At 68.4% G+C, this 20,159-nt stretch carries 18 protein-coding genes; 10 read left to right on the top strand and 8 right to left on the bottom strand.

Annotation, left to right across the window (positions count from 1 at the left end; all coding sequences use genetic code 11):
• Positions 1 to 3 precede the first annotated feature (3 nt).
• Positions 4 to 666 carry a uroporphyrinogen-III synthase gene (locus tag ACZ1H8_RS08945; RefSeq protein WP_465180960.1) on the bottom strand — a complete coding sequence of 221 codons (663 nt, stop codon included), beginning with the start codon at positions 664 to 666 and terminating at the stop codon, positions 4 to 6.
• Positions 663 to 1,520 (bottom strand): hydroxymethylbilane synthase, encoded by an 858-nt coding sequence (hemC, locus tag ACZ1H8_RS08940; RefSeq protein WP_465180959.1) that lies wholly within the window; start codon positions 1,518 to 1,520, stop codon positions 663 to 665. The genes ACZ1H8_RS08945 and hemC overlap by 4 nt, the downstream gene beginning before the upstream one ends.
• 97 nt (positions 1,521 to 1,617) lie before the next feature.
• On the opposite strand from hemC, the gene tsaD reads away from it, so the two are divergent.
• From tsaD to ACZ1H8_RS08925, 3 genes are read left to right on the top strand one after another with little or no spacing between them, the layout of a single operon-like run.
• Positions 1,618 to 2,643, top strand: coding sequence for a tRNA (adenosine(37)-N6)-threonylcarbamoyltransferase complex transferase subunit TsaD (gene tsaD, locus ACZ1H8_RS08935; protein WP_465180958.1), 1,026 nt, complete (start codon positions 1,618 to 1,620; stop codon positions 2,641 to 2,643).
• Positions 2,640 to 3,617: an NAD(P)H-dependent glycerol-3-phosphate dehydrogenase gene (locus tag ACZ1H8_RS08930; protein ID WP_465180957.1), complete on the top strand. Its 978-nt coding sequence runs from the start codon at positions 2,640 to 2,642 to the stop codon at positions 3,615 to 3,617. Before tsaD ends, ACZ1H8_RS08930 begins: the two co-directional genes overlap by 4 nt.
• The gene (locus ACZ1H8_RS08925; RefSeq protein ID WP_465180956.1) at positions 3,614 to 4,147 is read left to right on the top strand and encodes a DUF1697 domain-containing protein; all 534 of its coding nucleotides are present in this window, start codon (positions 3,614 to 3,616) and stop codon (positions 4,145 to 4,147) included. The genes ACZ1H8_RS08930 and ACZ1H8_RS08925 overlap by 4 nt, the downstream gene beginning before the upstream one ends.
• On the opposite strand, the gene ACZ1H8_RS08920 is transcribed toward ACZ1H8_RS08925, so the two are convergent.
• Positions 4,144 to 4,308 carry a DUF1674 domain-containing protein gene (locus tag ACZ1H8_RS08920; protein WP_465180955.1) on the bottom strand — a complete coding sequence of 55 codons (165 nt, stop codon included), beginning with the start codon at positions 4,306 to 4,308 and terminating at the stop codon, positions 4,144 to 4,146. The two genes, ACZ1H8_RS08925 and ACZ1H8_RS08920, sit on opposite strands and share 4 nt — an antisense overlap.
• Positions 4,309 to 4,353: 45 nt before the next feature.
• On the opposite strand from ACZ1H8_RS08920, the gene ACZ1H8_RS08915 reads away from it, so the two are divergent.
• From ACZ1H8_RS08915 to purH, 4 genes are read left to right on the top strand one after another with little or no spacing between them, the layout of a single operon-like run.
• Positions 4,354 to 5,625, top strand: coding sequence for an RsmB/NOP family class I SAM-dependent RNA methyltransferase (locus ACZ1H8_RS08915; protein WP_465180954.1), 1,272 nt, complete (start codon positions 4,354 to 4,356; stop codon positions 5,623 to 5,625).
• 35 nt (positions 5,626 to 5,660) lie between these two features.
• Positions 5,661 to 6,320 carry a ribulose-phosphate 3-epimerase gene (gene rpe / locus ACZ1H8_RS08910; RefSeq protein WP_465180953.1) on the top strand — a complete coding sequence of 220 codons (660 nt, stop codon included), beginning with the start codon at positions 5,661 to 5,663 and terminating at the stop codon, positions 6,318 to 6,320.
• Entirely contained in the window at positions 6,317 to 8,050 is a 1,734-nt protein-coding gene (locus ACZ1H8_RS08905) for a heparinase II/III family protein (RefSeq protein WP_465180952.1), read from the top strand. Before rpe ends, ACZ1H8_RS08905 begins: the two co-directional genes overlap by 4 nt.
• Positions 8,051 to 8,100: 50 nt before the next feature.
• A complete protein-coding gene (gene purH / locus ACZ1H8_RS08900; protein ID WP_465180951.1) occupies positions 8,101 to 9,690 on the top strand; it encodes a bifunctional phosphoribosylaminoimidazolecarboxamide formyltransferase/IMP cyclohydrolase in 1,590 nt (529 codons plus the stop codon).
• A gap of 72 nt (positions 9,691 to 9,762) precedes the next feature.
• Here the strand turns inward: purH and ACZ1H8_RS08895 are convergent, their stop codons facing one another.
• The 5 genes from ACZ1H8_RS08895 to ACZ1H8_RS08875 all read right to left on the bottom strand — a co-directional run bounded on the left by ACZ1H8_RS08895 (position 9,763) and on the right by ACZ1H8_RS08875 (position 17,041).
• Positions 9,763 to 11,271: a lipopolysaccharide biosynthesis protein gene (locus ACZ1H8_RS08895; RefSeq protein ID WP_465180950.1), complete on the bottom strand. Its 1,509-nt coding sequence runs from the start codon at positions 11,269 to 11,271 to the stop codon at positions 9,763 to 9,765.
• 82 nt (positions 11,272 to 11,353) lie between these two features.
• Complete coding sequence (polA, locus tag ACZ1H8_RS08890; RefSeq protein WP_465180949.1) at positions 11,354 to 14,110, bottom strand: DNA polymerase I; 2,757 nt, start codon at positions 14,108 to 14,110, stop codon at positions 11,354 to 11,356.
• A 58-nt stretch (positions 14,111 to 14,168) separates the two neighbouring features.
• Positions 14,169 to 14,864, bottom strand: a complete 696-nt coding sequence (locus ACZ1H8_RS08885; protein ID WP_465180948.1) for a 2OG-Fe(II) oxygenase — start codon at positions 14,862 to 14,864, stop codon at positions 14,169 to 14,171.
• Positions 14,865 to 14,918: 54 nt separating this feature from the next.
• Positions 14,919 to 15,947 (bottom strand): serine hydrolase, encoded by a 1,029-nt coding sequence (locus tag ACZ1H8_RS08880; protein WP_465181372.1) that lies wholly within the window; start codon positions 15,945 to 15,947, stop codon positions 14,919 to 14,921.
• A 293-nt stretch (positions 15,948 to 16,240) separates the two neighbouring features.
• Complete coding sequence (locus ACZ1H8_RS08875) at positions 16,241 to 17,041, bottom strand: DUF72 domain-containing protein (RefSeq protein ID WP_465180947.1); 801 nt, start codon at positions 17,039 to 17,041, stop codon at positions 16,241 to 16,243.
• 108 nt (positions 17,042 to 17,149) lie between these two features.
• Between ACZ1H8_RS08875 and ACZ1H8_RS08870 the strand changes: the two genes are divergently transcribed.
• Genes ACZ1H8_RS08870 through ACZ1H8_RS08860 form a run of 3 tightly spaced genes read left to right on the top strand, consistent with a single transcriptional unit; the run spans position 17,150 to position 20,146 of the window.
• Entirely contained in the window at positions 17,150 to 17,614 is a 465-nt protein-coding gene (locus ACZ1H8_RS08870; protein WP_465180946.1) for a cupin domain-containing protein, read from the top strand.
• Positions 17,611 to 18,774, top strand: a complete 1,164-nt coding sequence (locus tag ACZ1H8_RS08865) for a Gfo/Idh/MocA family protein (RefSeq protein ID WP_465180945.1) — start codon at positions 17,611 to 17,613, stop codon at positions 18,772 to 18,774. Before ACZ1H8_RS08870 ends, ACZ1H8_RS08865 begins: the two co-directional genes overlap by 4 nt.
• Before the next feature lie 19 nt (positions 18,775 to 18,793).
• Positions 18,794 to 20,146, top strand: a complete 1,353-nt coding sequence (locus ACZ1H8_RS08860; RefSeq protein ID WP_465180944.1) for a Gfo/Idh/MocA family protein — start codon at positions 18,794 to 18,796, stop codon at positions 20,144 to 20,146.
• Positions 20,147 to 20,159: the final 13 nt, after the last annotated feature.

Genomic DNA, 20,159 nt, shown 5'->3' with positions numbered 1-20,159 from the left:
GGGTCAATCGGCGAGCGCGATCGCGGCATCGACCAGCGCGGTGCCGGTCACCCCGCCGGGTATCACGACCTGCTGCCAGCCGGTGCCCGCGGCATCCGCGGCGCCGTCGCTGACCGCGACCAGCACGGTATGCGCCTTGTCGCCGACCAGCGTGCGCACCCGCTCCCCCGCACGCGCCGACTGGACGAGCAGGATCGCACCGTCGAGCTGTGCCGCCGCCTCGGGCGCGATCTCGCGCGGCTCGCTGGCATAGACGGTGAGGATATCGGCGACGATGCCGCCGGGCTCGACCGTCCGCTCGCGTCCCGCCAGGTGCAGCGCGCGGCGCACGCCCGCCGCCTCGGCCATGGCGAGCAGCTTCGCCGATCCGGCGTCCCCGGTTCCCGCGACGGTAAAGCCATTGCGCCGCGCCGCCTCGGCAGTGGCGGCGCCGACCGCCCAGACCGGCAGGTCGAGCAGCCGGACGAGCCCGGTCCCGCCGTGGCGAAAGGCGTTGGCGCTGGTGACGATCAGCGCGTCATAGCCGGTCGCATCGGGTGCCGCCCACGCGACCGGCCGCGTCTCGAACAGCGGCAGGCGGATCGTGCGATGGCCCTGCGCCTCGATCGCGATCGCGGTCACCCGGTTGCCCGGTTCGGGGCGCAGCACCGCGATCGGGCGGCTCATGCCGCGAACAGCCGGCGGACGGGCTCGGGCGCGCGATCCAGCAGGTCGAGCGCCACAGCGCGGGGGAGCTCAGGATCGTCGGGTGCGCCGGCCTGCTGGGCATGGACATGATAGGCGCCGTCCTCGGACAGCAGCTCGGCGCTGAGCGTCAGGATCGCACCTTCGAGCGTCGCCAGCGCGCCGACCGGAGAATGACAGTCGGCCTGCAGCGTGGCGAGCAGGCCGCGCTCCGCCCGCAGGCAGGCATGCGTTTGCACATCATCGATCGCGGCCAGCAGCGTCATGACGTCATGATCGTTCGCCCGCGCCTCGATCCCCACGATCCCCTGGGCTGGGGCGGGCAGCAGCAGCTCGATCGGGATGGCGACGCCGATATCGGGACGCTCCAGCCGCTCCAGCCCGGCGGCGGCCAGCAATGTCGCGTCGGCCTCGCCCGCCGCCAGCTTGGTCAGGCGCGTGTCGATATTGCCACGGAACAGCACGATTTCGAGATCGGGGCGCAGGCGCTTCATCTGCGCAGCGCGGCGCGGCGAACTGGTGCCCAGGACCGCGCCCTCGCGCAACGCCTCGATCGACTCGGCGCCGATCAGCCGGTCGCGCACATCGGCACGCGGCAGCACCGCAGCGATGGCGATGCTGTCCGGCCGGACCGTCTCGACATCCTTCATCGAATGGACCGCGCAGTCGATCTCGCAGTCGAGCAGCGCCCGGTCGAGCTCCTTGGTCCACAGCGCCTTGCCGCCGATCTCGGCAAGCGCGCGGTCCTGGACCCGGTCGCCCGTGGTCTTGACGGTGACGATCTCGACATCGTCGATGTCCCAGCCATGGGCGGCGACCAGCGCGTCGCGAACCATGTGCGCCTGAGCGAGTGCGAGCGGGGAACCCCGCGTACCAAGTCGGAAGGAAGGCATGGCGGGTTGTGCTAGCGATGCATCGCCCTAGATGGAAGCGATGGCGTTGATCCTTGGCCTTGAATCGAGCTGCGACGAGACCGCAGCCTCGCTCGTCACCAGCGACCGGCAGATCGTCGCGCACTGCCTTGCGCGGCAGGATGCGGCGCATCGCCCCTATGGCGGGGTGGTGCCGGAGATTGCGGCGCGCGCGCATATCGAGGCGCTGGGGCCGCTGATCGAGCAGGCGCTGGCCGAAGGTGGCGTGCGGCTCGACCAGGTCGACGCGATCGCCGCGACCGCGGGCCCCGGGCTGATCGGCGGGGTGATGGTCGGGCTTGTCACCGGCAAGGCGCTGGCGCTGGCGGCGGGCAAGCCGCTGATCGCGGTCAACCATCTCGAAGGCCATGCGCTGTCGCCGCGGCTGACCGATCCGGATCTTGCCTTCCCCTATCTGCTGCTGCTCGTATCCGGCGGCCATTGCCAGCTGCTGCTGGTCGAGGGTGCGGGCCGCTATCGCCGGCTGGCAACGACGATCGACGATGCCGCGGGCGAAGCGTTCGACAAGACCGCCAAGCTGCTCGGCCTGGGCTTTCCCGGCGGCCCGGCGGTGGAGAAGGCGGCGGAGGCCGGAGATCCCAAGGCCGTTCCCCTGCCCCGCCCGCTGAAAGGATCGGCCGAGCCGCATTTCTCGTTCGCCGGACTGAAGGCAGCGGTTGCGCGGGCGGCACCCCATCATCCCGCGGCCGATGTCGCCGCCTCGTTCCAGCAGGCCGTGGTCGACTGTCTGGTCGATCGCACCACCCGCGCGCTGCGCGGCGTCGAGGCGACCGCGCTGGTCGTCGCCGGCGGCGTTGCCGCAAATCGCGCGGTGCGCGGTGCACTCGAACAGGTCGCGGCACAGCACGGGCTGCGCTTCGTCGCCCCGCCCTTGTGGCTGTGCACCGATAATGCGGCGATGATCGCCTGGGCCGGCGCCGAGCGCTTCGCCGCCGGGTTCAGCGATCCGCTCGACACGCCGGCGCGCGCGCGGTGGCCGCTCGATCCCGATGCGGAAAAGGTTCGCGGGGCAGGAGTGAAGGCATGAGGATCGCGGTGATCGGAGGCGGCGCCTGGGGCACCGCGCTGGCGCAGGTGGCGGCGCGCGGCGATGCGGCCGTGACGCTGTGGGCGCGCGAGCCCGAGGTGGTCGAGAGCATCAACACCGCGCACGAGAACAGCCTGTTCCTGCCGGGCATCGCGCTGTCCCCGAGCATTCGCGCGACCGGCGACCTGGCGGAGCTGCGCGACGCCGATGCGCTGCTGGTCGTCGCCCCGGCGCAGCATGTCCGCTCGGTCCTGTCGCAACTGGGTCCGACCGGCATCCCGCTGGTGCTGTGCGCCAAGGGGATCGAGGCGGGCAGCAAGCTGCTGGTCGGCGAGGTCGCGCATCAGGTGCAACCCGACGCGCCGATCGCGGTGCTGTCCGGACCGACCTTTGCCCATGAAGTCGCCAAGGGGCTGCCGACCGCCGTCACGCTGGCCTGCGAGGATGACGCGTTGCGCGCCCGGCTGGCCGATCGGCTCGCGGGTCCGGCCTTCCGCACCTATGGCTCGGCCGACGTCATCGGTGCCGAGATCGGTGGCGCGGTGAAGAATGTGCTCGCCATTGCCTGCGGCGTGGTCGAGGGCGCCGGGCTGGGGCTCAACGCCCGCGCCGCGCTGATCGCGCGCGGTTTTGCCGAGATGACTCGCTTCGGCCTGGCCCGCGGTTCGCGTGCGGAAACACTGGGCGGCCTGTCCGGGCTCGGCGATCTGGTGCTGACCTGCTCCTCGACCAATTCGCGCAACTTCTCGCTCGGCGTCGGCCTGGGCCAGGGCAAGAGCGCCGCGGAGTTGCTGTCGGACCGCCGCACCGTCGCTGAGGGCGCCTTCACCGCGCCGGTCCTGGCCGAGGCGGCGGCCGACGCCGGGATCGAGATGCCGGTGACCCAGGCGGTCTGCGCGCTGCTCGACGGCACTCCGATCGCTGCGGTGGTCGAGGCGCTGCTGAGCCGCCCCTTGCGCGAAGAAGTGCAGTGACGCGCTGGGCCGCGCTGCTGCGGGGCGTCAACCTCAATGGGCGCAAGCTGCCCTCCGCCGACCTGAAGGCGATCGTCGAGACGCTGGGCTATGGCGATGTCCGCACGCTGCTGGCGTCGGGCAACGTCCTCTTCACCACCGAGGAGGCCGAGGATGCGATCGTCGACCGACTCGAAGCGGCGCTAGCCGCTTATGGACTCAGGACTGACGTGATGCTGCGCGACCGCGCCGGGATCGAGGCGGCAATCGCCGCCAACCCGTTCGTCGAGGAAGCGGCCGACCATCCCAGCCACCTGCTGGTCATCTTCCACCGCGAGCCGGTTCCGCTTTCGGCGCTCGAGCGGATCGTCGATCATCATCAGGGGCCCGAGCGCATGCAGGCGGTCGGTCGCGAGCTCTATATCGACTATCTCGGGTCGGAGACGATGCGCGAATCGAAGCTCGACCAGGCGATGCGCAAGGCGCGCTTTCCGACGGTCGCGACGGGACGCAACTGGAACACCGTCGGCAAGTTGCTCACCCTGCTCTAGAAGTCGATCGCGATCCCTTTTCGCTCCCAGTCGCCGAAACGGGTTGGATCCTGGCCCAGCGGATCCTCGCCGCGATCCTCGGGCAAGGGCTCGGGTTCGGGCACCGGCTGGGTCGGCGTCAGATATTCGGGCGGCTTGAGATGCGGCGGTCGCTGGCCCATGGGCGTTGTCTTCCTGAACGTTGCGCCCCAGATCGGGGTTCGAAGATGCGAGGTCAAGTGAACCGCAAGCCCCAAGCCGATCCCCCCGGCGTTCCCGCACGCCGCGCCGCGCTGCGCGTCCTCGACGGCGTGCTGCGCCGTGGCCTGGCGCTGGAGTCGGTGCTGGAAAGCGCCGCCCAGGGCCTGGCACCCAATGACCGCGGGCTCGTCCACGCGATCGCGGCCGAGACGCTGCGCCGCCTCCCCGATCTCGATGCGATGATCGACAGCGCCACGCGCCAGCGCCTTCCCGACGACGCCAAGGCAAGATTCGCGCTGCGCATCGCGCTGGTCCAGGCGTTCGCGCTCGGCACGCCGCCGCATGCCGCCATCTCGACCGTGCTGCCGCTGGTCGAGGGCGGACCGCGCAAGCTGGTGCACGGGGTGTTCGGCACGTTGAGCCGTGCCAACAAGGGGCTGCCCGACCAACCCACCCTACCCGATCCCGTCGCGATCCGCTGGCACGCCGCCTGGGGCGATCAGGGGATCGAGGATGCGGAGCGGGCGATCGCCTCGCCCCCGCCGCTCGACCTGACGCTGCGCGAGCCGTTCGATCTGGACGACGCGGTCTCGCTGCTGCCCAATCATCTGCGCCTGCCGGCCGGCACCGGCGTGACCGAGCTGCCGGGTTTCGCCGAGGGCAAGTTCTGGGTCCAGGATCTCGCCGCCTCGCTGCCGGCGCGCTTCATCGGCCGCGGCACGGGACGCGCGCTCGACCTGTGCGCGGCACCAGGGGGCAAGACGCTTCAGCTCGCCTCGGCCGGGTGGGATGTCACTGCAGTCGACCTGTCGGAAACCCGTCTGGCGCGACTTCACGAGAATCTCGAGCGCACCGGGCTGACGGCAAAGGTCATCGCCGCCGACCTGCTCGACTGGACGCCCGAAGCGCCCGCCGACGCGGTCCTGCTCGACGCGCCGTGCAGCGCCACCGGCATCTTCCGCCGCCATCCCGACGTGCTCCACCGCGTCCGCCCCTCGCTGATCGCGGAGATGGCCGAGCTTCAGGGCCGGCTGCTCGACCGCGCGGCCGACTGGGTCCGTCCGGGCGGGACACTGGTTTTCGCCACCTGCTCGCTCGAGCCCAGGGAAGGCGAGGCGCATCTCGCACCCTTCCTAGCGGCGCATCCCGAGTTCGCGGTCGATCCGGTCCGCGGCGACGAATTGCCGACCGGCGTTGCCCCGCTGGAAAACGGCACGGTGCGCACGCTGCCGGGCATGATTGCCGACGCGGGTGCGCTGGACGGTTTCTTCATCGCGAGATTCCGCCGTCGCGCGTAGTTGCGTGCGAGTCGGTGCGTGCTAATGACCCGGTCATGTCTGCCGTCCGCATTGCACCGTCGATCCTCTCCGCCGATTTTGCCCGCCTGGGCGAGGAAATCCGGGCGATCGACGAGGCTGGCGCCGACTGGATCCATGTCGATGTGATGGACGGGCATTTCGTGCCCAACATCACGATCGGCCCGGGCGTGGTGAAGGCATTGCGCAAGCACACCGCCAAGCCGTTCGACGTCCATCTGATGATCGCCCCGGTCGATCCCTATCTCCAGGCCTTTGCCGAGGCGGGGGCCGACTGCATCTCGGTCCATCCCGAGTCCGGGCCGCATCTCCACCGCACGCTCCAGACGATCAAGGGGCTGGGCAAGCGCGCCGGCGTCGTCCTGAATCCGGCGACGCCGGTCGATGTGCTCGATCATGTCATGGACCTGATCGACCTGGTGCTGGTGATGAGCGTCAACCCCGGTTTCGGCGGCCAGAAGTTCATCGAGAGCCAGTTGCCGAAGATCAGCGAGCTTAGGCGCCGGATCACCGCATCCGGCCGCGCGATCGACCTCGAGGTCGATGGCGGCGTCGACCGCAGCAACGCCGCACGGGTCATCGCCGCCGGTGCCGATGCGCTGGTCGCCGGCACCGCCACCTTCGAGGGCGGACCGTCACGCTATGCCGACAATATCGCGGCACTGCGCGGCCAGTGAGTGATGATCGTTACGATCCCGCCGCCGACGGGGTCGATCAGGGCAAGCGGCTGGTACGCATTGGCGGCGATCGCGGTCTCTCGCTCGCCGACCGGGTGGCGGAGCGGCTCCAGCGGCTGACCTGGCGCACGCCGCTGCATTCGATGCGCCTGCGCGGTCGCTATCCGCTGAAGCTGATCGCGGTGGCCGACGATCCGTTCATGGGCGATGTCGAGCGCGGCCACGCCCTGCTGGACGGTACGATGCTGTTCCGCGGCGAGGAACGCGCGATCACCGCGCTCGATTTTGCACGGCCCGACTTCTCGCGCGCCTTTTCCGACCATGTCCACAGCTTCGCCTGGCTGCGCGACCTGTCGACCGTCACGACCCGCGCGGGCGGCGCACCGATCGCCGAGATGATCACGGCCAAATGGCTGGCGGTTCACGGCGAGAAGGTTTCCGACCCGGCATGGCGCGCCGACCTGTGGGGCCGCCGCATCCTGTTCTGGATCGCGCATGCGCCGCTGATCCTGTCGAGCCCCGACCTGATCTATCGCTCCAACGTGCTGCACGCGATCGCGCGCGGCGCGCGACATCTCGATCGCACCGCCGACCGGGTGCAGATCGGCACCCCGCGCATCGCGGCGTGGTGCGGCGTGCTGGTTGCCGGCCTGATGATTCCCGGCGGCGACCCGCGCCGCGCGGCAAGCGAGGCGGGTCTGAACCGGGCACTGGCCGCGTCGGTCTTTTCCGATGGCGGCACCGTTGGTCGCTCGCCCGCCGGGCTGCTCGAGTCGATCCAGCTGCTGGCGATGCTGTGCGAATGCTATGATGCCCGCCGGCTGGAGCCGCCCGCCTTTGTCGAGACGACGATGGCGAAGATGGTGACCGCGCTGCTCGGCATGTGCCACGGCGATGGCGGGCTGGCGAGCTGGCAGGGGTCGGTGCCGATTCCGGGCGACGTCGTCGAACAGTCGGTCGAGGCGACCGGCATCCGCACCCGCCCGCTCAAGCAGGCGCGAGACTGGGGCTATCAGCGACTGTCGGCACAGGGCACCGTCCTGATCATGGACGCCGCGCCGCCGCCGCTCGCCCGGCTGGTCGAGGGTGGCTGCGCCTCCACACTCGCCTTCGAACTGTCCGACGGGCCGCATCGTATCGTGGTCAATTGCGGCGGTTCGGCCATGGCCGATTCGCGCCTGCCCCGCCAGCTGACCGAGGCGCTGCGCAGCACCGCGGCGCATTCGACGCTGACGATCGACGACAGCAACTCGACTGCGATCCACGCCGACGGAACGCTTGGCCGCGGCGTCGGCGAGGTCGAGCTGAGCCGCCAGGAGACCGATACCGCCAGCCGGATCGAGGCGAGCCATGACGGCTATGTCCGCCGCTTCGGCTTCATCCATCGCCGCGCCATCTCGCTGGGGCCCGACGGCAAGGATGTGCGCGGCGAGGACATGCTGCTGCCAGCCGACCATCGCCGGCAAAAGGGTGGCACCGGCTTCGCCATCCGCTTCCACCTGGCGCCGGGGATCGAGATCGCGCCGACCGCCGACGCGCTGGGGGCCTTTCTGCGCCTGCCTTCGGGCGCGGTGTGGCAGTTCCGCGCGCGCGGCGGCCTGCTTGCGGTCGAGGAAAGCATCTGGATCGACGGCAAGGGCCGGCCGGTCACGACGCAGCAACTGGTCGTGACCGCAGACACGCCGCCCGGCGGCGCCAACGTCACCTGGGTCTTCCATCGCGCACGCTGAGCGCAAACAGGGGTTGCGCTGAGGCACCGCATCCGTAGAGGGGCGGGCTCATGGATCAGGTCAAGATTGCCCGCGCACTGCTCTCGGTCTCCGACAAGAGCGGCATCATCGAACTCGGTCAGGCGCTCGCCCGCCACGGCGTGGAGCTGGTGTCCACCGGCGGCACCGCGACGGCACTGCGCGACGCGGGGCTGTCCGTCCGCGACATATCCGAGCTGACCGGCTTCCCCGAGATGATGGACGGGCGGGTCAAGACGCTGCACCCCAAGGTCCATGGCGGCCTGCTGGCGGTGCGCGACGATGCCGCGCATGTCGCGTCGATGGCGGAGCATGAGATCGGCGCGATCGACCTGGTCGTGGTCAACCTCTACCCCTTCGCCCAGACCGTGGCCAAGGGTGCGGACCGCGACACGATCATCGAGAATATCGATATCGGCGGGCCGTCGATGGTCCGTTCGGCGGCGAAGAACCACGCCTTCGTGACGATCGTCACCGATCCCGGCGACTATGCCGAGCTGATCGGCGAGATGGACGCAAGCGACGGCGCCACCAGCCTTGCCTTCCGCAAGCGCCTGGCCGCGCGCGCCTTTGCCGCGACCGCGACCTATGACGGGATGATCGCCAGCTGGTTCGGCTTCGCCGACCAGGGCCAGATGTTCCCGGAGACGATGCCCGTCACGCTCAAGCACGGCTCGACGCTGCGCTATGGCGAGAATCCGCACCAGAGCGCAGCATTCTATACCGCTACCGGTCCGCAGGCGAAGGGCATCGGCCAGGCCCGTCAGGTCCAGGGCAAGGAACTGAGCTACAACAACCTCAACGACGCCGACGCGGCGCTCGAGCTGGTCAGCGAGTTCCGCGACGCAGAGCCCAGCGTCGTGATCGTGAAGCATGCCAATCCGTGCGGCGTCGCCACCGCGGCAACGCTGGAGGAAGCCTATGCCGCGGCCTTTGCCTGCGACACGGTGTCGGCATTTGGCGGGATCATCGCGCTCAACCGCACGCTGGACGAGGCGACCGCGCGCGCCATTGCCGGGATCTTCACCGAGGTCGTCGTCGCGCCCGATGCCGATGAAGCCGCACTGGCGGTGTTCGCGGCGAAGAAGAATCTGCGCCTGTTGCTGACCGGCGAACTGCCCGATCCCAAGCGCAGTGGGTTCCAGGCCAAGTCGATCGCTGGCGGCTGGCTGGTCCAGTCGCGCGACAATGGTTCGGTGACCGAGGCCGATCTGAAGGTCGTGACCAAGCGGGCACCGACCGCGCAGGAACTCGCCGATTGCCGCTTCGCCTGGACCGTCGCCAAGCACGTCAAGTCGAACGCCATCGTCTATGCCAAGGACGGTTCGACCGCCGGCATCGGCGCAGGCCAGATGAACCGCCTCGAATCCGCCCGCATCGCCGCCTGGAAGGCCAAGGACGCCGCCGACAAGGCAGGCTGGGGCACGCCGCGCACGATCGGGTCGGCGGTCGCATCGGACGCCTTCTTCCCCTTTGCCGACGGCCTGCTGGCTGCGGTCGAGGCAGGCGCCACCGCCGTGATCCAGCCGGGTGGGTCGATCCGCGACGAGGAAGTCATTGCCGCAGCCGACGAGGCCGGCCTGGCGATGGTCTTCACCGGAATGCGCCACTTCCGCCACTGATCGGGCGCGGCCGATTGCCGCACTCCAACGTTTGATCGGCCGGTACCGCCCACGCGGTGCCGGCCGTTTGCGTCAGGGGACGTCGTCGATCGCGGGCTGTTGTTCCTTGGGCATCTTGCGGAACAGAGCCTTGTCCTCGGGTCCGAAGGCGAGCTTGAGCAGCACCGCGAAATAGGCGGCGAGCATCAGCGGGATGCCGATCGTCAGCTGGAGCCATTCGGGGAATTTGCTGATCAGCACCCCGACCGCGGCGGCCGCGACCATCGCCGCGAGCATGCCCCAGCGCAGCGCCGAGATGCGCCGCTTCAGCAGACGCGACAGAAGCCAGGTCTTCACGATCGACCCGATCAGCAGCGACAATGCGAGGGCGAGTGCGGGACCGACCGCCTGATAGGCAATGGGGTAGCCGAACTCGCGGATCACGATGATGAAGACGAAGCTCATCACCGCCTGGAAACACAGCATCCCGGTCGAGATCATCAGGTTGCGGGTGCGCGCGATATAGACCAGCCCGCCCTCGGCGATCGCGCCGGGTGCGGCCAGCACCTCGGCGCTCAGCAGGATGCACAGCGCACCGGCACCCGCGACGAAACCGGCACCGAGCAGGCCCATCACGCCGTCGGAGGTGATGCCGATGGCTATGGCGATCGCCGCCTGGACCGCCATCACCCAGAAGGCGACCTGACGCACCTGCTTGGCAACCGACTCGGTATCGCCCACCGCCAGGCTGCGCGTCACCACCGGGCCGAGGATCGGGTCGAAGCTGGTCTTCAGCCGCTGCGCCGGCGAGGCGACCTGCTGTGCCATATAATAGATGCCGACCACCGCGGGCGTGAACATCAGGCCCAGGATGAAGCGGTCGATGTTGCGCGATCCCCATTCCAGCGCGTCCGCACCGGCCAGCGGCGCGTTGATCCGCGCCATCCGCCGCAGCCGGAACGGCTCGGGTCGCCAGCCGCGGGGCACGCCGTACATCTTGTACAGCGGCACCATCGCCGCGATCAGCATGGCGAATTCGGCGATGACATAGGAAATGATCAGCCCGTCACGCGACGACAGATAGGACAGGATGAAGGCAGCGATGCTGATCGTCCAGGGCTCGACGATCGCGCGCGCGGTCACCGACGCGCCGACATTGTGATTATAGGCCAGCGCCGAAAAGGCGACATCGGACCAGGCGAGCGCGAAGACGATGCTGGGCAGCAGCCACTCCAGCCCGGTCACCTGGCTGTTGGGGAACATCACCTGCGGGAACATGCCCAGCAGCACGCTGGCGGTGATCGAGGCGAGCAGCGCGACCATCAGTGCGTCGGCGACGACGTGATTATGCGGCCGCCCGGTGGTCGACAGCGCCTGAGCCAGTCCGCGCTTCAGTCCCAGCGTTGCCAGCAACGCAGCGATCTCGATCACCAGCACCGCCAGCGCGAAGCGGCCGACGATCTCCGGACCATAGGTGCGGCCAGCGATGAACAGGAACGGCAGGCGTCCGGCCAGGCGGATCACGAAGCCGAGGATGTTCGTCCGCCCGCCCTTGGCGAGCTGCGCGATGTCGTCGGCCTTGGCCGTGGAATCGTCCGTCATGCGCGACCGCTGTCCATGGTGCGCCGGCCCCTCACCTGTTCAGCCACCGGAATAGGGCGGGGACGCCAACAAGCCAATCGACTCAATGCGCTGCGCCCCAGCTCGGGCCGACGCCGATCTCCACGCCCAGCGGCACGCTGAGCTTGACCGAGGGCTCGGCGGCGGTCGCCATGACGCGCTCGATCACCGGACGTGCCGCCTCGACATCGCCCTCGGGCAGTTCGAACACCAGTTCGTCATGGACCTGCATCAGCATGCGGACATTGGGCAGGCCGGCCTCGGCCAATGCGGGACCCATCCGGACCATTGCCCGCTTGATGATGTCGGCGCTGGTGCCCTGGATCGGCGCGTTGATCGCAGCACGCTCGGCGCCCTGACGCTCGTGCTGGACGCTCGATTTCAGCCGGGCGAAATGCGTCTTCCGGCCGAACAGGGTGGTCGTGTAGCCCTTCTCCTTGGCCTCGGCGATCGTGTCGGCGATATAGCGGTTGATGCCGGGGAAGCGGTCGAAATAGCGGTCGATCATCGACTGCGCCTCGTCCGCGGTGACGTCGAGCCGGCCGGCAAGTCCCCAGCGCGAGATGCCGTAGAGGATCGCGAAGTTGATCGTCTTGGCCCGGCCGCGCGTGTCGCGATTGACCTCGCCGAACAGTTCCTGCGCGGTCATGTTGTGGATGTCGTCGCCGCGCTCGAACGCCTCGCGCAACTGCGGCACGTCGGCGATATGCGCCGCCAGCCGCAGCTCGATCTGCGAATAGTCGGCCGCGAGGATGACGTTGCCCGGTTCGGCCACGAACGCGTCGCGGATCTGCCGCCCCACCTCGGTGCGGATCGGGATGTTCTGCAGGTTCGGGTCGGTCGAGCTCAGCCGGCCGGTCTGGGCGCCGGTCAGCGAATAGCTGGTGTGGACGCGACCGGTTTCGGGATTGATCTGCGCCTGGAGCGCGTCGGTATAGGTCGATTTGAGCTTGGTGAGCTGGCGCCAGTCGAGCACCTTCGCGGCGATCACCCGGCCGGGAGAATCCTTGTCCGCCGCGATCCGCTCCATCTCGTTGACGTCGGTCGAATAGACGCCCGACTTGCCCTTGCGGCCGCCCTTGATCCCCATCTTCTCGAACAGCACGTCGCCCAGCTGCTTGGGGCTACCGATGGTGAACTTGAACCCGGCGATGCCGTGGATTTCCTCTTCCAGCGCCGCGATCTGGTGCGAGAATTCGGTCGAGAGCCGGGCCAGCGCGGCCGAATCGACCTTCACCCCGGCGCATTCCATGCCGGCGATCACGCTGACCAGCGGCCGGTCGACCGTCTCGTACACCCGCGTGACACTCTCATAGGCCAGTCGCGGCTTGAACCGCCGCCACAGCCGCAGCGTGACGTCCGCATCCTCGGCCGCGTAGCGCGTCGCCGCCTTCAGATCGACCTGGCCGAAACCGAGCTGGCTTTTCCCGGTGCCGACCACGTCCTTGTAGGCGATGCAGCTGTGCGAGAGGTGCGTCGCCGCGAGTTCGTCCATGCCGTGGCCGTGCAGCCCGGCATCAAGGTCGAAGCTCATCACGATCGTATCGTCATAGGGCGTGACCGAAACGCCCAGCCGCGACAGGACGATCATGTCGTATTTCAGGTTATGGCCGATCTTGAGGACCGCGGGATCCTCCAGCAGCGGCTTCAGCTTGGCGAGCACGGTCTCCTGCGCAATCTGCGGCGGCTTCTCGGCGAACATGTCCGTGCCGCCATGGCCGACGGGCACGTAACAGGCCTTGTTCGGCTGGAGCGCGATGCTGACCCCGACCAGCTCGGCACGCGTCGCATCGACGCCCGTCGTCTCCGTGTCGATCGCGAGCCAGCCCTGGTGCCGCGCCTCGGCGATCCAGCGATCAAGTTCCGCCTCGTCGACGACCGTCTCATAGCCGTCATGGTTGCAGGGCGGATCGTCCTGCAGCGGCACCGGCTCGGGGCTGTCGACCGGCGCATCGGCCACCGCCGACAACCGGTTCAGCAGGGTGCGGAAGCCGTGATGCTCGAGGAACGCGCGCAGCGGCGCGTCGGGAATGCCCTTGAGCTCCAGTTCCTCCAGCGGATCGGGAAGCGGCACGTCGCAGGCAAGCTCGACCAGCTTGCGCGACAGCCGCGCCTTGTCGGCATGCTCGATCAGATTCTCGCGCATCTTCGACGGCTTCATCGATGGCGCCGCCTCCAGCACCGCGTCGACCGTGCCATATTCAAGGATGAGCTTGGCGGCGGTCTTGGGCCCGATGCCCGGCACGCCCGGGACATTGTCGACGCTGTCGCCCATCAGCGCCAGCACTTCGCCCAGCTTCTCCGGCCCGACGCCGAACTTCTCGACCGTCGCCTCGGGTCCCAGCCGGCGATTGTTCATCGTGTCGAGCATGTCGACGCTGGGATCGGTCATCAGCTGCATCAGGTCCTTGTCGGAACTGACGATGGTGACCTGCCACCCCTGGGCGAGCGCGGCCTTGGTATAGCTGGCGATCAGGTCGTCCGCTTCCCAGCCCTGTTCCTCGATGCACGGCAGCGAGAAGGCGCGGGTCGCGTCGCGGATCATCGGAAATTGCGGGACCAGATCCTCGGGCGCAGGCGGACGGTGCGCCTTGTACTGGTCGTACATCTCGTTGCGGAAGGTGTGCTCCGACTTGTCGAGAATCACCGCCATATGGGTCGGGCCGTCGGCCTTGTGCAACTCGTCGGCGAGCTTCCACAACATGGTGGTATAGCCATAGACTGCGCCGACCGGCTCGCCATGCTTGTTGGTCAGCGGCGGCAGCCGGTGATAGGCGCGAAAGATATAGCCGGAGCCGTCGACGAGATAGAGATGGGGCATCGCCGCGGGATAGCCGAGCGGCGGGGCCGCACCAAGCCCCAACCGCGCCGATGGCAGCTCACGCGGCGTCGTGAAAGATCAGCCCGAGCATGTGGCGTCGTCCCGACCGGAGCGTGGAGACGCCGTGGCGCATCGCCACGCGATATTCGCCGCGCGTGCCCGCCACCGGCCGCTGGTTCACCGCGAAGATCACTGCATCGCCGCGCATGAGCGGCACCACCTCCGCCCGCGACTGCATCCGCGGCCGCTGCTCGGTCAGGACGAAGTCGCCGCCGGTAAAGTCCTCGCCCGGCTGCGACAGCAGCACCGCCATCTGCAGCGGGAAGACATGCTCGCCATACAGGTCCTGGTGAAGGCAATTGTAATCGCCTGCCCCGTAGCGGAGCAGCAGCGGCGTCGGGCGTGCCTGGCCGGCGACATGGCATTGGTCGAGAAACGCGGGGAGGCGGTCGGGGAAGCGACGGGTCAGTCCCATCCGCTCGTGCCAGCGATTGGCGGTCGGAACGAGCGCGGCATAGATCTGCTCGCGCAACTCGGCGACGATCCCGGGCAGCGGGTAGGCGAAGTACCGATATTCGCCGCGGCCGAAGCCGTGGCGCGCCATCGTTACCGTGCTGCGGAACCGGTCCGACGAGTCGTACAGCGCGGCGATCCGAGCGCAGGTCTCCGGATCGAGCAGGCGGGGCAGCATTGCCCAGCCCTGGCGATCCAGAACGGGCTCAATCGCGGTCAGGTCAAAGGGGTCGAAGCTCATGGCGCGATCGTGCCCGACAACGAACCGCCGGGCATCCCGCCGCTTGCGCTCGAACTAGCGGTGGTTCGCGACCAGCGCGGTGACGACCGCCTGCATCAGCCCCTGCCGCTCGGGGATCGGCCGCTTCGTGTCGCCGATCATGACCGCAACCGAATAGGTACGGCCATCGGGCGCGACCAGCAGGCCGACATCGTTATAGCCCGCCGTGCGTCCGCGCAGATCCTGGCCGGTCCCGGTCTTGTGCCCGAACTGCCAGCCCGGCGGCACCGCGCCGCGCAACCGCTGGCGGCCGGTGTGCGAGGATTGCATCACCGAAATCAGCCATGACGTCGACGAGGGCGACAGCAATTCGCCCTTGTGCAGCCGGGCCAGCGCCGCGGCGATCGCGCTGGGCGCCGCGCCGTCGACCGGATCGGCGACATAGGATTCGAACGCGGCCAGCCGGACGTTGGGTGACAGCTTCGACCGGGCGAGCGCGAAGGCATTGCCGCGCGAATATTCGGGCTTCCACTCGAGCCCGGCGGTTCCGGCCTGGAGCAGCCGTTCGCCCGGACCGAAGCGGATCGCGCCGAGCTGCTTGCGCTGGATGAACGACCGCACCGCCTGAGGCCCGCCGACCAGCCGCAAGAGCTTGTCGTTGCACGTATTGTCGCTCATCGTCATCGCGCGGCGGATGATCTCGCGCACGGTCGAGCGATAGCCGACATCCTTCTTCACCAGGGCAGCGATCGGCTGGTGAAAGACGGTGAAGTCCGACTCGGTGATGGTCAGCGGATCGTCGAGCCGAATCCGCCCCTGGTCGACCGCGTCGAGGACGGTCATCGTTACCCACAGCTTGCTGACGCTTTGCTGCGGCATGCGGGTGTTGCCATTGGCGGACACCATCCAGCCATCGTCGACCCCAATGACCGAAACGCCGACCTTCCCGCCGAAATTGCGCACCAGCCGGTCGATCGTCTCCGACAGCGCCCGGGGCGCCGGTGCATCGAAACGACTGACATGCGCCGGTGCCGGGGCGGCGGCACTGCCATGCGCCGGGATCACGAGGACGCTGTGCGCGCTCCCCGCAACGGCGCAGCCCATCAGCAGGGCGGGACCGAGCCCGCCGAGCGTAAGGGCGCGCTGAATGTCGGTGAAGCCGGGCTGATCCGCCCACCAGAGACGCGCACGCTGGTGGAGGGGGAGTCCCTTGATGCCTGCGTTTCGCCGCAGGGTCGCAAGTTGCGAAAAATTCGTCACGTTTACCGCCCTTTGCCCGGATCGAGCATGCGTGCAACCTGCGGCACGAAAAAGGCACTCCCTCGCCAAGCTGCGACGAACGATTCCCTAGCTGCGACGAACCGTGTTACTTCATATCCTCCGCAGCCTTTCCGGCCCTAGGCGAACTGCCGGATCATCTCCTGGGCTGCGGCGGGCGCACGAACCTTGCCGCCGTGAATGAAGAAAATGAAGGTTTCCCGAGTTCGCACGGCAGGCGGTTCGGCGCTGACATAGGGCAGGCTCGGACCCTCCGGCTTGCCGCCCGCCGCCCAGGTCCGTGCAGCCTCGGTCCATGCCGCCAGGTCGGGCTCCGGATAGCAGAGCGGGTTATCGTCCGCGCCGCTTTCGAGCCGGGCATAGACGAAGTCGCCGGTGATGTCGGCGATCGCCGGATATTGCGGTGAATCGGCGAAGACGATCGCGACCCCCGCCGCCCGGCACATCGCGATGAAGGCCGGGTCGCGGAAACTGTCGTGGCGCACCTGGACCGCATGGCGCAGCGCCACCCCCTCCTGGCTGCCGGGCAGCAGCTTGAGGAAGGCGCCGAAATCGTCCGCGTCGAACTTCTTGGTCGCCATGAACTGCCACAGGATCGGGCCCAGCTTGTCGCCCAGTTCGACGATCCCCTGCCCCACGAAGCGCGCGACCGACTCGCCCGCCTCGGCCAGCACCTTGCGGTTCGTGCAGAAGCGCGACGCCTTCACGGTGAACATGAATCCGTCCGGCGCGGTCTTCGCCCAGCCTTCGAAGGTCGCCGGCTTGAAGGTCGAATAATAGGTGCCGTTGATCTCGATCGCGCTCAGCGCGCGCGATGCGAATTCCAGTTCCTTCTTCTGCGTCAGCCCCTCCGGATAGAAGGTGCCCCGCCAGGGTTCGAAGGTCCAGCCGCCGATGCCGACTCGTATGGGTGCGCTCATGACCCCCATGCTAATCCAGTTCGATATGGCGACGAAGCCCCTCGACAGTCGATCGCGATCCAGATAGCCTGCCTTAACTCGTACAAATAGACGAGAGGGAGAGGGCCGATGCGGTTCGGACGCAGGGACATGCTCGTCGCCGGAGTGGCGGCCGTCATCGGCGCATCGGCGGCGACGGCGTCGCAGGGCGCGCCGGAGCGGTTGGGGCCGTCGGTCTGGAACTGGCAGGCGATGGCGGAGCGACCGACCGATGTCGGTGCCGTCCGCGACCTGGTGCGACAGCCCACCGCCACGCTCGACGAACTCGAGATGCATGTTACCACACTGAATGCCGGCACGAGTTCTCACCCGCCGCACACCCATCCCAATGAAGAGCTGGTGATCGTGCGTGAGGGCACGGTCGAGGTGCTGAACGGGGGCGCCTGGAAGCGGCTGGGCCCGGGCTCGGTCGTCTTCAACGCGTCGAACTCGCCGCATGCGTTGCGCAATGTCGGGACGGGACCAGCGACCTATCACGTCATCAACTGGAAGACGCCGGCGACGCCGCGCAGCGCGGGCAAGGAATCCTCATGACCGACATCGACCGTCGCCTGGTCCTGGCCGGGGCCGGCATCGCCGGACTGGCCGCGACCTTCGCTCATGATGCGCTGGCGCAGTCGGCGAGTCAGGGCAATGCGGTGGGCGAACAGGCCGCGCCAACCGGCCCCGCGCCCGAGGCGAAGCACCGGATCCGCTTTGCCGTGATCGGTCTGGACCATGCGCATATCTATTCGATGACCGACGCGATGATCCGCGGCGGCGGCACTCTGGTCTCGTTCCATGCCACCGATCCGAAGCAGATCGAGACCTTCCGCCGACGTTATCCCCAGGCGATTCTCGCGCGCGGCGAGGCGGAGATCGTCGAGGATCGCTCGATCCAGCTGGTCGCCGCGGCCCCCATCCCCGACCTGCGTGCGCCGCTGGGCATCCGGGTAATGCGTGCGGGCAAGGATTATCTGTCCGACAAGCCAGCGATCACCACGCTGAAGCAGCTGGCCGATGTCCGCCGCGCGGTGAAGGAAACCGGCCACAAGTTCGCGATCATGTATTCAGAACGGCTCGAGGTGCGATCGGCGGTGATGGCCGGACAACTGGTCCAGCAGGGCGCGATCGGCAAGGTCGTCCAGACGGTCAATCTGGCGCCGCACCGCGTCGGCGCACCGAGCCGGCCCGACTGGTTCTGGGACAAGGCGCGCTATGGCGGCATCCTGACCGATATCGGCAGTCATCAGGCCGATCAGTTCCTGTTCTACACCGGCAGCCGTCGCGCGAAGGTTGTCGCCTCGCAGACCGGCAATCTCGCCTGGCCCGACCGCCCGAAATTCGAGGATTTCGGGGACATGACGATGACCGGCGACGGCGGCACCGGCTATGTCCGCGTCGACTGGTACACGCCCGACGGACTCGCCACCTGGGGCGACGGCCGGTTGTTCATCCTGGGCACCGAGGGGTTCATCGAGCTGCGCAAATATATCGACGTCGCGGGGCGCAGCGGCGGCAACCACCTGTTCATCACCGACCGCAAGGGCAGCCGCTACATGGACTGTTCGCAGGTGCCCCTGCCCTTCGGTCCGCAATTCGTGACCGACATCGTCGAGCGCAGTTCGATCGCGCAGGACCAGGACCAGGCGCTGCTGGCGGCGGAGCTGGTCCTCATCGCGCAGAGGAATGCCACGCGCCCGATCCTCGCCTGACATCGAAAGGGGCCCGATCATGCACTTGACCCGACGCGGAGCGATGAAGGCAGGGGCGGCGCTGGCCGCGCCGATGATCGTGCCCGCCAGCGTGTTCGGGCGCAACGCGCCGTCGAACCGGATTACCGTCGGCGCGATCGGGGTCGGGCGGATCAGCCGGATCCACGACATCAAGGAAACGATGAAGCATGACGACGCGCAGGTCGTCGCGGTGTGCGACGTCGATATCCGCCGGCTGGGCGCGGGACAGCAGCTTGTCGACGATCGCTACACCGCCAAGCTGGGCAAGGACTATTCGGGCACGCGCGGCTATACCGACTATCGGGAGCTGATCGCCGCGCCCGACATCGACGCGGTGCTGATCTCGACCCCCGATCATCAGCATGCCCCGCTGGCGATCCAGGCCGTGCGCGCGGACAAGCATGTCTATCTTCAGAAACCGGCCTCGCTGACCATCGCCGAGGGCCGGGCGATGGCCGATGCCGTCAAGGCGTCGGGCCGAATGCTCCAGATAGGATCGCAGCAGCGCGGATCGACGCCCTGGCCGCAATTCCGCCGCGCCTGCGAACTCGTCCGCAACGGCCGGATCGGCGCGCTGAAGCATGTCGAGATCGGCCTGCCCGGCGATCCCGCCGGCCCGGACGCGCCGGCGATGCCGATCCCGCCTGGCCTGAACTATGATGCATGGCTGGGGACCACGCCCGAGGCCTATTATACCGAGATGCGGGTCCATCCGCAGACGTCGTTCGAGGATCGTCCGGGGTGGCTGCGCGTCGAGCAGTTCGGATCGGGAATGATCACGGGCTGGGGCGCGCACCATATCGACATCGCCCATTGGGGCATGGACATGGAGCATTCCGGTCCTGTCGAGATCTGGGGCAAGGCCGAATTCCCCCGGAGCGGCCTGTGGAATGTGCACGGCCCGTTCGAAACGCATGCCCGCTATGCCAATGGCGTCACCATGACCGTGTCCGGCGCGTTGCCCAACGGGGTGAAGTTCATCGGCGACAAGGGATGGATCTTCGTGACGCGAAGCGGCGCCGTCACTGCCAGCGATCCGTCGGGCCCACAGATCGATCCGCTTCAGGCCAGCGATCCCACGATCCTGTCGAGCGTGATCGGGGCGAACGAGGTCCGGCTGCTCGACGCGCCCGAACAGCATCGCAACTGGCTGGACGCGATCCGCACCGGCGCGCCGCTGAGCGCCCCGGCGGAGATCGGGCACCGCGCCTGCTCGACCTGCCTGCTTCACTGGATCGCGATGAAGACCGGGCGCAGGCTGCGCTGGGATCCGAAGGCCGAGCGCTTCATCGGCGACGAGGAGGCCAACCGGATGCTGAGCCGCCCGCAGCGCGCAAAATACGCGGTCTGACCCCCGACCGCAC

The sequence above is a fragment of the Sphingomonas sp. BL-S-25 genome (genome assembly GCF_055521555.1).
The sequence above is the reverse complement of the archived record's forward strand: the minus strand, read 5'-3'. Positions and strand labels throughout refer to the sequence as shown.

Excerpts from the sequence above, each read along its gene's own strand:
- ACZ1H8_RS08895 (WP_465180950.1), bottom strand. The coding sequence starts at position 11,271 with ATGACGGACGATTCCACGGCCAAGGCCGACGACATCGCGCAGCTCGCC.
- ACZ1H8_RS08945 (WP_465180960.1), bottom strand. The coding sequence starts at position 666 with ATGAGCCGCCCGATCGCGGTGCTGCGCCCCGAACCGGGCAACCGGGTG.
- rpe (WP_465180953.1), top strand. The coding sequence starts at position 5,661 with ATGTCTGCCGTCCGCATTGCACCGTCGATCCTCTCCGCCGATTTTGCC.
- ACZ1H8_RS08880 (WP_465181372.1), bottom strand. The coding sequence starts at position 15,947 with ATGGGCTGCGCCGTTGCGGGGAGCGCGCACAGCGTCCTCGTGATCCCG.
- hemC (WP_465180959.1), bottom strand. The coding sequence starts at position 1,520 with ATGGTTCGCGACGCGCTGGTCGCCGCCCATGGCTGGGACATCGACGAT.
- polA (WP_465180949.1), bottom strand. The coding sequence starts at position 14,110 with ATGCCCCATCTCTATCTCGTCGACGGCTCCGGCTATATCTTTCGCGCC.
- ACZ1H8_RS08930 (WP_465180957.1), top strand. The coding sequence starts at position 2,640 with ATGAGGATCGCGGTGATCGGAGGCGGCGCCTGGGGCACCGCGCTGGCG.
- ACZ1H8_RS08870 (WP_465180946.1), top strand. The coding sequence starts at position 17,150 with ATGCGGTTCGGACGCAGGGACATGCTCGTCGCCGGAGTGGCGGCCGTC.
- ACZ1H8_RS08920 (WP_465180955.1), bottom strand. The coding sequence starts at position 4,308 with ATGGGCCAGCGACCGCCGCATCTCAAGCCGCCCGAATATCTGACGCCG.
- ACZ1H8_RS08865 (WP_465180945.1), top strand. The coding sequence starts at position 17,611 with ATGACCGACATCGACCGTCGCCTGGTCCTGGCCGGGGCCGGCATCGCC.
- ACZ1H8_RS08860 (WP_465180944.1), top strand. The coding sequence starts at position 18,794 with ATGCACTTGACCCGACGCGGAGCGATGAAGGCAGGGGCGGCGCTGGCC.
- ACZ1H8_RS08915 (WP_465180954.1), top strand. The coding sequence starts at position 4,354 with ATGCGAGGTCAAGTGAACCGCAAGCCCCAAGCCGATCCCCCCGGCGTT.
- ACZ1H8_RS08875 (WP_465180947.1), bottom strand. The coding sequence starts at position 17,041 with ATGAGCGCACCCATACGAGTCGGCATCGGCGGCTGGACCTTCGAACCC.
- purH (WP_465180951.1), top strand. The coding sequence starts at position 8,101 with ATGGATCAGGTCAAGATTGCCCGCGCACTGCTCTCGGTCTCCGACAAG.
- ACZ1H8_RS08885 (WP_465180948.1), bottom strand. The coding sequence starts at position 14,864 with ATGAGCTTCGACCCCTTTGACCTGACCGCGATTGAGCCCGTTCTGGAT.
- tsaD (WP_465180958.1), top strand. The coding sequence starts at position 1,618 with ATGGCGTTGATCCTTGGCCTTGAATCGAGCTGCGACGAGACCGCAGCC.